The sequence below is a fragment of the Variovorax sp. KBS0712 genome (assembly GCF_006323185.2).
Taxonomy (GTDB): domain Bacteria; phylum Pseudomonadota; class Gammaproteobacteria; order Burkholderiales; family Burkholderiaceae_C; genus Variovorax; species Variovorax boronicumulans.
Genome location: NZ_VCCD02000002.1, coordinates 250301 through 264377, shown reverse-complemented (window position 1 = coordinate 264377; position 14077 = coordinate 250301). Strand labels below are relative to the sequence as shown.

The following is a 14077-nucleotide window of genomic DNA, read 5'->3' as shown; positions in this document are numbered from 1 at the left end:
TCAGGCGAAGCGGCCCATGCAGGTGCGCAGCTTCTCGAGCCCGCGCCGGATCCAGGTCTTCACGGTGCCCAGCGGCAGCTTGAGCTGTTCGGCCAGTTCGCCGTGGCTCATCTCGCGCAGGTAGGCCAGGCTGACCACCTCGCGCTGGCGGCCCTCGAGCTGGCTCAGGCATTGGTGCAGCGCCCAGGCCTGCTCGCTCGCATCGGCCATGTCGGCCGGGTTGGGCGTGTCGGATTCGAAGGTGTCGGCCATCAGCTCGTCGAACTCCTGCGTGAGCTGGGCGCGGTCGGCGGTGCGGCGGCGCAGCAGGTCGAGCGAGCGGCTGCGCACGATGAGCCCCAGCCAGGCCAGCGGCGGACTCAGCGAGGCGCGGTAGTCGCCGGCCACGCGCCAGATGGTGAGGAAGGACTCCTGCAGCACGTCTTCGGCCCACTCGCGCTGGCGCACCACCCGCATCGCCAGCCCCATGAGGCGGGGCGCGGTGCGGTCGTACAGCTGTCGCAGGGCGGCTTCGTCGCGATGGCCGATCCGGTCGATCAGCGCCATCAGTTCGGCGTCGGGGCTGGGTGCGGTCATCGGCGGATTGTGGGGCATCGGTGCGCATGTCCGAGGTACGGCCCGGCGGGGGCGGCGGATTCAGCGCGGCCCGCCTGAATCCATTGGCAGCCGGGCTGCGTACACGGGGCAGGGGGCGTCGAGATGCAGAACTCCAGACGGCGGCTCTTTCTTTTTCACCACCGATCAGACACCAAGGAAACGACCATGCACATCCGCACCCTGACCGTCCTGGCTTCCACCATTGCAGCGGCGCTTGGCCTGGCCGCCTGTTCCGGCATGGGCGCCAAGCCCATGCCGATGTTTTCGCAGGCCAGCCTGCCCGACGCCGTGAAGGTGCCCGCCGGCCACCGCGTGGCCATGGAAACCGTGGGCGCCGGCGACATCACCTACGAATGCCGTGCCAAGGCCAACACGCCGGGCGCGCACGAGTGGGTCTTCGTCGGCCCCGACGCCAAACTGATGGACCGCGCCGGCAAGCAGGTCGGCAAGTACTACGGCCCGCCCGCCACCTGGGAGAACGCGGACGGCTCGAAGGTCACGGCCACGCAGGTGGCGGTGGCGCCGAACGGCACCGGCAACATTCCCCACCAATTGGTGAAGGCCAACCCCGCCACCGGCATGGGCGCCATGCAGGGCGTGAGCTACATCCAGCGCGTCGCCACGCAGGGCGGCGTGGCGCCCGCCGCCGCCTGCGGCGCCACGAACATGGGCCAGAAACAGGTCGTGAAGTACCAGGCCGACTACATCTTCTACCGCGCCAGCTGACGCGTTAAGCGCCCTCATCCCGCCGCCGTTTGGAAACATTCGGCAACGTATACTGCGCCGCAAAACGGAGCGGGACCGCGTGCGCGCGGGGGCGGGAATGAAGCAAATTGCGATCGTGATCGCGCTCTGCGTGGGCGCGTGGTTCTTCTTTGTCGGCGGCCGCAAGCTCGACGAGGCGATGGTGCGCGACTACTACCGGAAGGACGCCCACGCCGTGTACTCGCGCGACGCCGAGGCGATCTGCAAGCAACTCAGCCGCAAGGCGGTGATCGAGAGCAAGGTCACGGCCATGGGTCGCACCCTCGAGACCACCCAGAACCGCGACGAAGCCTGCGACACGGTGAAGGAAAACATCGAGCTGTTTCGCACCGTCGGCGACCGCATGGGCGGCATCCTCACCATCGAGTACGACTACCACATCGACAGCATCGAGGTGGCCACCGACCGCAAGAGCGCCACCGTCACGGGCACCAGCGTGCTGAAGATGGGCGAGTCGGTGCTGCAGTACAAGAGCAGTTTCACCCAGCGCCTGGAGCGCGAACTCGGCCAGATGCGCCTCGTGCATTCCAACGGCGTCACCGTGGTGCGCCTGGGCGGCGCGGGCGCCATGAGCCAGAGCGACTTCTTCCGCAAGTAGCCGCAGCACCCCAGGCCCCGCCATGATCGACCGCGACTCCCTGCCGCCGCCTCCGCCGTTCTGGCACCGACTCAACAGCTTCTTCGCCTTTCCGCTCCAGCTGCGGCCGCTGGCCTACGGCCTGGTGCTGTCGTTCTGCAGCCTGCTGTTCGAGGCCGTGTTCTTCCTGCCCGACGCGCTGGCCTTCGTCGTCATCGAGGTCGGCATCATCCTGGCGGCCAGCCGCTACGGCTTCAAGGTCATTGCGCTGGGCGCGCGCGGCATCCGCGACTCGGCCGACTTCGGGCGCGAATCGAGCGACGAGTGGACCTACCTGCCGTGGAAGCTCTTCGCCATCTCGCTGGTGCAGACGATGCTCATCGGCTGGCTCGCCTGGTACGAGCCGGTGCTGGGCACGGTGGGGCTGTTCATCATGTCCTTCACCTTCCCGGCCGCGGTGATCGTGCTGGTGCAGTCGGGCAGCTTCTTCCAGGCCATGAACCCGGGCTACGTGATGGACGCGATGCGCACCATCGGCTGGCCCTATGCGCTGCTGTGCTTCTTTTTGTTCCTGCTGAGCACGGGCGCGCAGGTGGCGATCTCGATGGTGCTGCCGGTGTTCGACGGGCGCATCGTGCTGCCGATCGTCAACTTCGCGTTCATCTACTTCGGCTGGGTGATGGCCAGCCTCCTGGGCTACGTGATGTACCAGCACCACGACGCCTTCGGCATCGACCTCGTGCCCGGCGCGGGCGCGGACATCGGCGCGCCGGTCGACCGCCGCACGCCCGCGCAGATCGCCGCGCAGCGCACCGACGCCGAGGTGGCGCAGTGCATCACCGACGGCGACCTGGCCGCCGCGCTGGGCATCGCCTACGAGGCGCAGCGCACCGCCGACGCCGACGACCTGGCCGCGCAGCGCCGCTACCACCGCGTGCTGGCGCTCATGCCCGAGAAGAAGGACACGCTGTTCGACCACGCGCGCCGCTTCATTCCGCTCTTGATGCGGCGCGACCTCGCGTCGGACGCGCTGAAAGTCTTCAAGGCCTGCCGCGCCATCGACAAGAGCTTCGTGCTCGACGACCCGGCCATGGTCATCGCCATGGCCCGCGCCGAGTGGCGTGGCGGCGACGCGCACGGCACGCTCGCGCTGCTGTCGGGCTTCGACAAGCGCTTCCGCGGCCACGCGGCGATCCCGCAGGCCTACGAACTCGCGGCCCGCGCGCTGGTGCAGGGGCTGGGCCGCACGGACATGGCGCAGCCGATCCTCACCACGCTCGAGGCCCGCTACCCCGAGAGCGAGCAGACGCAGGAAGTGCGCTGGCTGCTGCGGCCGGCGGCCTGAGAGAGGGCCGGCCCGCGGATCAGGGCAAAATTCCGCACGCCGCGCCGGCCGGACCTGCGGACCTGCCTCCCATGCCGCCCCTTTCGCCCGAACCGTCCCTTCCTGCTTCCTCTTCGTCTGCATCGCCGGCGCGTTCCCGCCGCCGCGCGCTGGTGGCCTGGGCGGGCGCCGTGGCGCTGGCGCTGCTGCTGATCGCCGTGGCCGGCCAGTGGGCGGCGCGGCGCGAGGCGAACTTCCAGGCCGACTCGATCCGCCGCGCCATGGAAGTGCACGTGCTCGGCCTGCGCGACGCCGCCGGCAAGTACGGCTACCTGCCGTTCACCGCCGGCATGCACCCCGACGTGCTGGCCGTGCTGGCCCATCCGCAGGACCCCGCCGCGCGGCAGCGCGCCAACCACCACATCGAGGAAGTGAACCGCCTCGCGGGCTCCGACGCGCTGTACCTCACCGACCCGCAAGGTCTCACGCTGGCCGCGAGCAACTGGGCCACGCCGCAGAGCTTCGTGGGCGAGTCGTACGCCAACCGGCCGTACTTTCTCGACGCGCGGGCCGGGCGGCGCGGCCTGTTCTACGGCGTGGGCCAGACCACGGGCGAGCCGGGGCTGTTCATGTCGGCGCCGGTGCGCGCCGAGGGCGGCGGCGAGGTGCTGGGCGTGGTCACCGTCAAGGTCAGCCTGCGCCAGCTGCACGACGCCTGGGCCTTCGTGCGCGACCCGATCCTGCTGACCGACGCGCGCGGCATCGTGTTCCTGAGCTCGGTGCCGGGCTGGATGTACCAGGCCACGCGGGCGCTGAGCCCCGCCGACCTGGCCGGCATCGAGCACGACCAGCAGTACGGCGCGCGCACCCGCTTCGCGCCGCTGCCCTGGCGCGTCGAGCACATCGAGGGCGCGCCGGGCTACCTGGTGCGCACCACGGTCGGCGGCAAGGCACGCCGTTTTCTCGCCGTCGATGAGCCGCTGCCCGACCTGGGCTGGACCCTGACGGTGATGGCCGACCACGCCGAAGTCACCCGCGCGCGCGAGCGCACCTGGATGCTCGGCCTGCTGGGCGCTGGCGTGCTGCTGCTGGGCGCGCTGTACTGGCGGCTGCGCGAGCGCCGCTTCGCCGAGCAGCGCGACGCGCGGCGCGACCTGGAACTGCGCGTGCGCGAGCGCACCCACGAGCTGGACCAGGCCCACGCCTTCCGCAAGGCGATGGAAGACTCGCTGCTGGTCGGCATGCGCGCACGCGACCTGCAGGGCCGCATCATCTACGTCAACCCGGCCTTCTGCGAGATGACCGGCTACGGCGCCGACGAGCTGCTGGGGCGGCTGCCGCCGTACCCCTACTGGCACCCCGACGACGTGACGCAGCACTGGTTCCACTACGAGGCCATGATGAGCGGGCAGCCCGCGCGCTCGGGCTTCGAGTCGCGCCTGCGGCACCGCGACGGGCACGAGGTCATCACCATGGTCTACACCGCGCGGCTCATCGATGCCGACGGCCGCCACAGCGGCTGGATGAGCTCGGTGGTCGACATCACCGAGCAGAAGCGCGCCGAGCTGCGCCAGCGCCAGAACGACGAGCAGCTGCAGCATGCGCAGCGCCTGGCCAGCCTGGGCGAGATGGCGTCCACGCTGGCGCACGAACTCAACCAGCCGCTGATGGCGCTGAGCAACTTCGCCAGCGCCGCCAAGGCCTTCGCCGCGCAGGGCAACCAGCCGCTCTTGGCCAGCAGCCTCGACGAGACCGTGGCGCAGGCCAAGCGCAGCGCCGAGATCGTGCGGCGCATCCGCGGCTTCGTGCGCCAGCGCACCGCCGGCACCGAAGACTGCGCCGTGGCCGCGCTGGTGACCAATGCGCTGGCGCTGCTGCAGGGCGAGATGCGCCAGCGGCAGGTGCGCGCCGAGGTGCGCATTCCGCCCGCGTTGCCGCCGGTGCGCGGCGATCGCGTGCTGCTCGAGCAGGTGCTGCTGAACCTGCTGTCCAACAGCCTGCAGGCGATGCAGCAGGGCACGCCGCCCGAGCGGCGCGTGGTCGAGGTCGAGGCCGAACTGCGCGAAGGCCGCGTGCACATCCGCATCGCCGACCACGGCCCCGGCATCGACGCCGCGCTGGCCGAGCAGGTCTTCGCGCCCTTCTTCACCACCAAGGCCGGCGGGCTCGGGCTGGGCCTGAACATCTGCCGCACCATCGTGGAGGCCCACCGCGGCCGCTTGTCGTTTGCCGACCGGCCCGGCGGCGGCACGGTCTTCACCCTCGAACTGGAGGCTTCCCCGTGAACGCACCCCTGCTTGCCAACCACCTGTGCGTCGTCGACGACGACGAGGCCGTGCGCCGCTCCCTGGGCCTGCTGCTGCTGTCGCGCGGCCATGCGGTGCAGGCCTTCGCCTCGGGCGAGGCCTTTTTGGCCGGTGCCGACCTGCAGCGCCCGGGCTGCGCCATCCTCGACCTGCGCATGGAGGGCATGAGCGGGCTGCAGGTGTTCGACGCGCTGCGCGCGCAGGACAGCCCGCTGGTCGTGATCTTCCTGTCCGGGCACGGCGACATCCCGATGGCGGTCGAGGCAGTGCAGAACGGCGCCTTCGGCTGGCTGGAAAAGCCCTGCAACGACGAGCGCCTGCTCGACAGCATCGCCAAGGCACTGCACAAGGCCGAAGAGATCGCCGTGCGCCGCCAGGCCCGGCAGGCCGCGCAGGCGCTGTGGGCCAAGCTCACGCCGCGCGAGATGCAGGTCGCCCGGCTCGTGGCCGAAGGCCTGCCCAACAAGCGCATCGCGCAGGAACTCGCGCCGCTGGAGCTGCGCACGGTGGAAACGCACCGGGCGCACATGTTCGCGAAGCTGGGCTTTTCGAGCAGCCTGGAGCTGGATCGCTTCCTGCGCGAGCACGGGTTGTAGGGGCCGTTCGGGGCGCGTGCCCAGGCCACCGGGTACTTCCCTCCGCGAATGTCCCCCGGGGCTTCGCCCCTCCTCCTTGATTTCGCTGCGGGAAGCACCCAGTGTCCTGGGCACAGGGCACGCTGTGGGTGCTCAGCCGATCAACGACTGCACTGATGACGCTCACGCCGATGGGGCGCCTTGCGCAGCGAAATCAAGGAGGAGGGCGAAGCCCGGGGGACATTCGCGGAGCAAGGTGCCCCGTCGGCGGGAGCGTCGCCCTGAAGGCGCCCCAACCTCTGGCTAGAACTTAGGGTTTACCCCTGCGTGCCGGTACGCAGTCCCGCGGCGGGGGCCCTACGGACGACAGCGCGCCCCCGGCGGACCAGACTCCCCGGCACGGCTTTCCGCGGGCTTCGCGGGGGCTGCAGCCAGAGACAAGGACCCCCCGCATGACCGCCATTGCCAGCAGCAGCACGAGCGCCGGCGCTTCCAGCCCGGACGCGACCCGCGACACCACCCCCTACACCTTCGAGGAAAAGCGCAAGCGCATCTTCGCCATCTTTGCCGCTTCGTCCGGCAACCTGGTGGAGTGGTTCGACTTCTACGTCTACGCCTTCTGCGCGATCTACTTCGCGCCCTCGTTCTTCCCCAAGTCGGACCCGACGGTCCAGCTGCTGAACACCGCCGGCGTGTTCGCTGCCGGCTTCCTGATGCGCCCGATCGGCGGCTGGCTGTTCGGCCGGCTGGCCGACCGCAAGGGCCGCAAGACCTCGATGGTGACTTCGGTCGTCATGATGTGCGTGGGCTCGCTGGTCATTGCCTGCCTGCCCACCTACGCGCAGATCGGCGCCTGGGCGCCCGCGCTGCTGCTGGCCGCGCGCCTGTTGCAGGGCCTGTCGGTCGGTGGCGAATACGGCACCACCGCCACCTACATGAGCGAAGTGGCGATGCGCGGCCAGCGCGGCTTCTTCTCGTCGTTCCAGTACGTCACGCTGATCGGCGGCCAGCTGCTGGCCGTGGTGGCCGTGGTGGTGCTGCAGCAGCTGCTCACCGAGGCCGAGCTCAAGGCCTGGGGCTGGCGCATTCCCTTCGTGCTGGGCGCCCTGGCCGCCGTCGTGGCGCTGATGCTGCGCCGCACGCTGACCGAGACCGCCAGCACCAAGACCCGCGCCGCCAAGGGCGCCGGCAGCGTCGCCGAGCTGTTCAAGCACCACAAGCGCGCCTTCCTCGTCGTGCTGGGCTACACGGCCGGCGGCTCGCTGATCTTCTACACCTTCACCACCTACATGCAGAAGTACCTGGTGAACTCGGCCGGCATGTCGATCAAGACCGCCAGCAACGTGATGACGGCTTGCCTCTTCCTGTACATGTGCATGCAGCCGCTGTTCGGCGCGCTGTCGGACCGCATCGGCCGGCGCAGCAACATGCTGCTGTTCGGCGCCCTGGGCGCGCTGATGACGGTGCCCGTGCTGAGCAACCTGCAAAGCGTGAGCAGCCCGCTGATGGCCGGCGTGCTGATCACGCTGGCGCTGGCGGTGGTGAGCTTCTACACCTCGATCAGCGGCATCGTGAAGGCCGAGATGTTCCCGCCCGAAGTGCGCGCGCTGGGCGTGGGCCTGTCGTACGCGGTGGGCAACGCCATCTTCGGCGGCAGCGCCGAGTACGTGGCGCTGGGCCTGAAGTCGATCGGCCACGAGTCGTACTTCTACTGGTACGTGACGGCGATGATGGGCGTGGCCTTCCTGGTCAGCCTGCTGCTGCCGAAGCAGGCGACCTACCTGCACAACGACAAGTAAGCGCAGCGCCGCTGCATCAACGAACCCGGCCTCGCGCCGGGTTTTTTTATGTGCGCTGCAAGGCGCGTGTGACCATGTCGTTGGGCGCCAGCCGCAGCAGGTGCGGCAGCAGGCCCAGGGCGCGATCGCGTTCGCCCGCGTGCAGCAGGCCGTTGGCGCACACCGAGAGCGTGTCGGCCAGCTCGGGATGGTCGGGCTCGGTCTTCAGCAGGATGCGGCAGAGCTTGTCGGCGTCGCCGAACTGGCGGATGCGCGCGAAGCGGCGCGCCAGCCGGGCCATGTCGTCGGGCTTCAGTCGAACGCCCGGTTTGGCCTGGTCGAGGTAGGTCGTGAAGCTGCTGTGCTGCAGCGCCAGGGTGTCTTCATCGGTGGCGGGCAGGCGGAAGATGCGGCGCGCGGCTTGGTGGAAGTCGTCGCTGGCAGGTTGCAGGCGCGCCGTGTTGAACCAGGCGCGCAGCGTGTCGGTGTCGCCGGGGCGCGGGGCGGCGGCGGCGCGCCATTCAACGCACGCGGGCTCGAACTTCATCGCCGCCGACAGCCTGCGCGCGGCGGCCACGTGCTGGTCGAAGCGGTGGTCGTCGGTCACCATTTCCGACTTCACGGTCTCGGGCGTCTTCACGCGGCCCAGCCACATGGCGCCGGCCATCAGCGCCGCGCCCGTCAGCAGGCCGCCCAGGTGGGCCATGTAGGCGATGCCCTGGCCGCCGATCCAGTGTTGCACCAGCTCGTTGGCGATCCAGGCCGGCAGCAAGAGCAGGGCGGGCGCGGTGACGTAGTTGAAATAGAAGAACAGCTGGTAGAAAAAGCGGATGCGCCGCAGCCGGTACATCACGGCGTACATGCCCATCAATGCCGAGATCGCGCCCGAGGCCCCCAGCCCGTAGCCGCCCTTGCCCGCGTAGGCCCAGCCGGCCAGCAGCGCGGAGCCCACGCCGCCCAGCAGGTAGAAGCTCAGGTAGGTGCCGCGCCCCAGCGCCAGCTCGACCGAGAAGCCGAACAGGAAGAGGAACAGCATGTTGCCCAGCAGGTGGCCCGTGCTGCCGTGCAGGAAGGTGGCGGTGAGCCAGGTCCAGGGCTTGAACTCGGCGTCCTTGCCGTAGTCCTGCGACCAGCGCGCGGTGAACGGCGCGGGCAGCATCGCCTCGTACTGGCGGCGGTCGCGCTGCCATTCGTCGAAGCGCGGGTTCGCGGGCGTCACGACCTGGTCGGCGCGCAGTTTCTTCAGGAAAGGCTGGTCGTTCTGCAGGCCTTCGAGCAACTGCGGGTAGGCCTCTTCATGCGCCAGCATGCGGCGCGCCAGCTTGCCGCGCTTGGGGTCGGTCTTTTCGAGCCACTCGACGAAGGGCGGCAGCTCCAGTTCGGGCAGCACGCTCTGCACGTAGAACTGCGCCGCGCGCTCGCGGCCGTTTTCTTCGCTGCGCTGCGGCCCCCAGAACACGAGCATGTTCAGCAGGATCAGCAGCACCGTCATCCACGGCGGGTTGCGCCAGCTCGGTTTGTTTTCGAGCGGGATGGCGTAGAACATGAAGCGCGGCCCTCGATGGTGCGGCCGCGGGCTTCAGCCCAGGCGCGCGCGGTGGCGGGCGACTTGCGCTTTGACCTGCACGGGCGCGGTGCCGCCCAGCACGTTGCGGGCGTTGAGCGAGCCGCGCAGGCTCAGCACGTCGTACACGTCCTTCTCGATGTTCGGATTGAACTGCTGCAGCACGGCCAGCGGCAGCTCCGACAGGTCGACCTGGTGCGAGGTGGCGGCCTTCACGGCGTGGGCCACGGTTTCGTGCGCGTCGCGGAAGGGCAGGCCCTTCTTCACGAGGTAGTCGGCCAGGTCGGTGGCGGTGGCGTAGCCGCGCAGCGCGGCGGCTTCCATGGCCTGCGGCTTCACGGTGATGCCGCCGATCATCTCGGCAAAGATGCGCAGGGTGTCCTTGAGCGTGTCGACGGTGTCGAACAGCGGCTCCTTGTCTTCCTGGTTGTCCTTGTTGTAGGCCAGCGGCTGGCCCTTCATGAGCGTGATGAGCGCCATCAGGTGGCCGACCACGCGCCCGGTCTTGCCGCGCGCCAGCTCGGGCACGTCGGGGTTCTTCTTCTGCGGCATGATCGACGAGCCCGTGGTGAAGCGGTCGGCGATGTTGATGAAGCCGAAGTTCTGGCTCATCCAGATGATGAGCTCTTCGCTCAGGCGGCTCACGTGCACCATGCACAGGCTGGCGGCGGCGGTGAACTCGATCGCGAAGTCGCGGTCGCTCACGGCGTCCAGGCTGTTCTGGCAGACGCTGTCCATCTTCAGGGTGCGCGCCACGAGCTCGCGGTCCAGCGGGTAGCTGGTGCCGGCCAGGGCGGCGGCGCCCAGCGGCAGGCGGTTGACGCGCTTGCGCACCTCGCCCATGCGCTCGGCGTCGCGGCTGAACATTTCCACGTAGGCCAGCATGTGGTGGCCGAAGCTCACGGGCTGGGCCACCTGCAGGTGGGTGAAGCCGGGCAGGATCACCTCGACGTTCTTCTCGGCGATGTCGACCAGCGCCTTCTGCAGCTCGACCAGCAGGTCGCCGATGAGGTCGATTTCGCCGCGCAGCCACAGGCGCACGTCGGTGGCGACCTGGTCGTTGCGGCTGCGGCCGGTGTGCAGGCGCTTGCCGGCGTCGCCGACCAGCTGGGTCAGGCGGGCCTCGATGTTCAGGTGCACGTCCTCGAGGTCGAGCTTCCATTCGAAGCTGCCGGCCTCGATCTCGCCGCGGATCTGCGCCATGCCGCGCTCGATGGCGGCGTGGTCCTGCACGCTGATGATGCCTTGGGCGGCGAGCATGCCGGCGTGCGCCAGCGAGCCCTCGATGTCGGCCTGCCACAGGCGCTTGTCGAAGAAGACGCTGGAGGTGTAGCGCTTCACCAGGTCGCTCATCGGTTCGGAGAACAGGGCCGACCAGGCTTCGGATTTCTTGTCGAGTTGGTTTTGGGTCATGGGAGCCGTCCAGGAAGGCAATAATGGGTTGGTCACCCGATGGATCTGATGTCTGCGATGCGCAACCCGGCGATTTTATCGGCCAGCTCCCCCTCCACGTCCGCTTCGTCCCCGGAACGTGCGCGCGCGCCTGTGCGCGGCGGCCCGGCGCTGTTCGACGCCTGCCAGATCGGCGTGGTGCTGCGCACCGTGGTGTTCGTCGAGGCGGTGGTGGCGGTGGCCACGCTGTTCGTGGTCGGCACCTTCGGCGAATGGCTGGTGCAGGCGGCCACGGTGACCGGCGGCGCGCTGCCCGCCACACTGCTGTGGCTGGTGGCGGCCTGCGGGCTCAAGAAGCAATTGCGGCGCCTGCCGCCCCCGGGCCAGTATGCCGCCGGCGCCGTGCTGGGCGCCGTGGCCTCGCTCTACGGCTGCGGCCTGCTGCGCCTGACCGGCGTGATCGCCAGCGCCCCCTGGCTGGCCAGCGCGCTGGCCGGCGCGCTGTTCGCGGGGCTGGTGATGGCGGCGATGGTGCTGCGCGCGCGCGGCCAGACGCCGGCCGCCACCACGGCCCGGCTCGAAGAGCTGCAGTCGCGCATCCGCCCGCACTTCCTGTTCAACACGCTCAACAGCGCCATCGCGCTGGTGCGCGAGGAGCCGGCCAAGGCCGAGACCATGCTCGAAGACCTGGCCGAGCTGTTCCGCCAGGCGCTCACCGTGCCCGGCGAATCGGGCACGCTGGCCGACGAGATCGCGCTGGCCGAGCGCTACCTGGCCATCGAGCAGGTGCGCTTCGGCGAGCGCCTGCGCATCCGCTGGGACCTCGATGCCGCCGCCAGCGACGCGCGCCTGCCGCCCCTGCTGCTGCAGCCGCTGGTCGAGAACGCCATCAAGCACGGCGTGGAGCCCAGCCCCGAGGGCGGCAAGTTGCGCATCCGCACCGAGCGGCGTGGCGGCATGGTCGTGATCGAGGTGGTCAACAGCCTGCCGCCGCTGCGCTGGGCCGACGAGCCGCTGCCGCGCGGCCACGGCATCGCCCTGGACAACGTGCGCGAGCGGCTGCGCCTGCTGCACGACATGCAGATGCAGTTCAGCGCCGGCATGGACCAGAAGAACTACCGCGTACGCATTGCCATCCCCGCCGAATCATGAGCCTCAAGACCCTGATCGTTGACGACGAAGCCCTGGCCCGCTCGCGCCTGCGCACGCTGCTGCGCGACTGCACCTCGCCCGCCGCCGAGGTGACGGCCGAGGCCGCGCAGGGCGAAGAGGCGCTGGCCCACCTGGCCGCGATGGACCTCGACCTCGTGCTGCTCGACGTGCACATGCCCGGCATCGACGGCATCGAGGTGGCGCGCGCGCTGCGCAGCCGGCCCGACGCGCCGGCCGTGGTCTTCGTGACGGCGCACGCCAGCCACGCGGTCACGGCCTTCGAGTTGGAGGCGGTCGACTACCTCACCAAGCCCGTGCGCGCCGAGCGGCTGCAGCAGGCGCTGCAGAAGGTCGAGCGCTTCCTGAAGGAGCGCCGCGCCGCGCAGCCGGCCCCCGAGGCCACGCCCGAGTGCGTGCTGATCCAGGACCGGGGCCGCGCCGAGCGCGTGCCGCTGTCCGAGGTGCTGTACCTCAAGTCCGAATACAAGTACCTCACGGTGCGCACCGCCACGCGCAGCCACATCCTCGATGGCTCGCTGAACGATTTCGAGGAGCGCTACCCGAACCGCTTCCTGCGCGTGCACCGCAACGCGCTGGTGGCGCGCGCGGCGATCCGCGCGCTGGAGCGCTACGACGACGGCGAGGACGCCGAAGGCTGGGCGCTACGGCTCGACTCGGTGCCCGAGCCCGTGGCGGTGTCGCGCCGCCAGCTGGCCGCGGTGCGCGAGATGCTGAAGGAATCGCGATGACCGACGACACCCCGGCCGGCCCGAAGCCGGCGCCTGAACGGCCGGTGGCTGCGGATGAGCCGCCGCCTGCGCCTGCACCGGTGCCGGCGCCGCCGGTCGACCCCGTCGAGCCCGCAGCGCCGGTCGAGGCGAGCGCGACCGCCGAAGAGGCGACCGCCGCCCTGCGCAGGCGCTTCGTGCTGCACATGCCGGTCGACGTGCGCAGCGCCTCGCTCGTGGTGCTGGCCGTGCTCGCCAGCGTCTTCGCGTTGCGCTGGGGCCAGGCCGTGTTCGTGCCGCTGATGCTGAGCCTGCTGCTGAACTACGCGCTGTCGCCGTTGGTCGAGCGCCTGCACCGCTGGTACGTGCCGCGCTGGATCGGCGCGGCGGCGATCCTGCTGGGCCTGTTCGGCGGGCTCGGGTGGACCGGCTATTCGCTCTCGGGCAGCGCCTCGCAACTGCTCGACTCGCTGCCGGTCGCCGCGCAGAAGCTCGGCCAGGCCATGCGCCGCGACAAGAACGCCAGCGCCACGCCGCTGGACAGCGTGCAGCAGGCCGCCGCGCAGCTCGAAAAGGCGGCCGAGGAAAACTCCGCGCGCGTCGCTTCGCGCAAGGGCGTGGCGCGCGTCGTGATCGAGCGGCCGGGCTTCAACGTGCGCGACTACCTGGTGAGCGGCACGGTCGGCCTGCTCAACGCGATGGGGCAGCTCACGCTGGTGGCCTTCCTCACCTACTTCGCGCTGTGCTCGGGCGACACCTTCCGGCGCAAGCTCATCAAGATCACCGGGCCCAGCCTGCAGAAGAAGAAGGTCACGGTGCACGTGCTGGACGACATCACGCGCAACATCGAACGCTACCTGCTGGTGCAGATCCTGGTGAGCGGGCTGGTGGGGCTGACCACCGGCCTGGCGTTCTGGCTGCTCGGCGTGGAGAACGCGGCCGTGTGGGGAATCATCGCGGCCGTGACCAACCTCATTCCCTACATCGGCTCGGTGATCGTGCTGGTGGCGGCGGGGCTCATGGCCTTCCTGCAGTTCAGCAGCATCGAGATGGCGCTGCTGGTGGGCGGCGTGTCGCTGGCCATCCACACGGTGGTGGGCAACCTGCTGATGCCCTGGCTCACCAGCCGCACCAGCCGCATGAACCCGGTGGCGGTGTTCGTGGGCGTGATCTTCTGGGGCTGGCTGTGGGGCATCTGGGGGCTGCTGCTGGGCATCCCGATCACCATGGTCATCAAGTCGATCTGCGACCGGGTGGAAGACCTGCAGCCGATCGGCGAACTGCTCGGCGAATGAACCGGCCCTTCAGACCCTTCAGGA

12 protein-coding genes are annotated in these 14077 nt (G+C 69.9%); 9 read left to right on the top strand and 3 right to left on the bottom strand.

Annotation, left to right across the window (positions count from 1 at the left end; translation table 11 throughout):
• Complete coding sequence (locus FFI97_RS18080; protein WP_235944176.1) at positions 1-576, bottom strand: RNA polymerase sigma factor; 576 nt, start codon at positions 574-576, stop codon at positions 1-3.
• A 186-nt stretch (positions 577-762) separates the two neighbouring features.
• Between FFI97_RS18080 and FFI97_RS18075 the strand changes: the two genes are divergently transcribed.
• The 6 genes from FFI97_RS18075 to FFI97_RS18050 all read left to right on the top strand — a co-directional run bounded on the left by FFI97_RS18075 (position 763) and on the right by FFI97_RS18050 (position 7943).
• Positions 763-1323, top strand: coding sequence for a DUF3455 domain-containing protein (locus FFI97_RS18075; protein ID WP_139702399.1), 561 nt, complete (start codon positions 763-765; stop codon positions 1321-1323).
• Positions 1324-1420: 97 nt separating this feature from the next.
• Complete coding sequence (locus tag FFI97_RS18070; RefSeq protein ID WP_070062213.1) at positions 1421-1960, top strand: hypothetical protein; 540 nt, start codon at positions 1421-1423, stop codon at positions 1958-1960.
• A 22-nt stretch (positions 1961-1982) separates the two neighbouring features.
• Positions 1983-3284: a hypothetical protein gene (locus FFI97_RS18065; protein ID WP_139702400.1), complete on the top strand. Its 1302-nt coding sequence runs from the start codon at positions 1983-1985 to the stop codon at positions 3282-3284.
• A gap of 71 nt (positions 3285-3355) precedes the next feature.
• Positions 3356-5548, top strand: a complete 2193-nt coding sequence (locus tag FFI97_RS18060; protein WP_139702401.1) for an ATP-binding protein — start codon at positions 3356-3358, stop codon at positions 5546-5548.
• Entirely contained in the window at positions 5545-6165 is a 621-nt protein-coding gene (locus FFI97_RS18055) for a response regulator transcription factor (protein ID WP_139702402.1), read from the top strand. Before FFI97_RS18060 ends, FFI97_RS18055 begins: the two co-directional genes overlap by 4 nt.
• A 431-nt stretch (positions 6166-6596) precedes the next feature.
• Positions 6597-7943 (top strand): MFS family transporter, encoded by a 1347-nt coding sequence (locus tag FFI97_RS18050; protein ID WP_070062216.1) that lies wholly within the window; start codon positions 6597-6599, stop codon positions 7941-7943.
• Between the two features lie 46 nt (positions 7944-7989).
• Here FFI97_RS18050 and FFI97_RS18045 read toward each other — a convergent pair whose 3' ends face one another.
• Positions 7990-9468, bottom strand: coding sequence for a rhomboid family intramembrane serine protease (locus tag FFI97_RS18045; RefSeq protein ID WP_144004479.1), 1479 nt, complete (start codon positions 9466-9468; stop codon positions 7990-7992).
• Between the two features lie 33 nt (positions 9469-9501).
• A complete protein-coding gene (argH, locus tag FFI97_RS18040; protein WP_095746486.1) occupies positions 9502-10899 on the bottom strand; it encodes an argininosuccinate lyase in 1398 nt (465 codons plus the stop codon).
• Positions 10900-10956: 57 nt separating this feature from the next.
• On the opposite strand from argH, the gene FFI97_RS18035 reads away from it, so the two are divergent.
• The 3 genes from FFI97_RS18035 to FFI97_RS18025 are packed head-to-tail and all read left to right on the top strand — an operon-like array spanning position 10957 to position 14053.
• Positions 10957-12030 carry a sensor histidine kinase gene (locus FFI97_RS18035; RefSeq protein ID WP_095747705.1) on the top strand — a complete coding sequence of 358 codons (1074 nt, stop codon included), beginning with the start codon at positions 10957-10959 and terminating at the stop codon, positions 12028-12030.
• Complete coding sequence (locus FFI97_RS18030) at positions 12027-12779, top strand: LytR/AlgR family response regulator transcription factor (protein WP_139702404.1); 753 nt, start codon at positions 12027-12029, stop codon at positions 12777-12779. The genes FFI97_RS18035 and FFI97_RS18030 overlap by 4 nt, the downstream gene beginning before the upstream one ends.
• Positions 12776-14053 (top strand): AI-2E family transporter, encoded by a 1278-nt coding sequence (locus tag FFI97_RS18025; RefSeq protein WP_139702405.1) that lies wholly within the window; start codon positions 12776-12778, stop codon positions 14051-14053. Before FFI97_RS18030 ends, FFI97_RS18025 begins: the two co-directional genes overlap by 4 nt.
• The last annotated feature ends 24 nt before the right edge of the window (positions 14054-14077 follow it).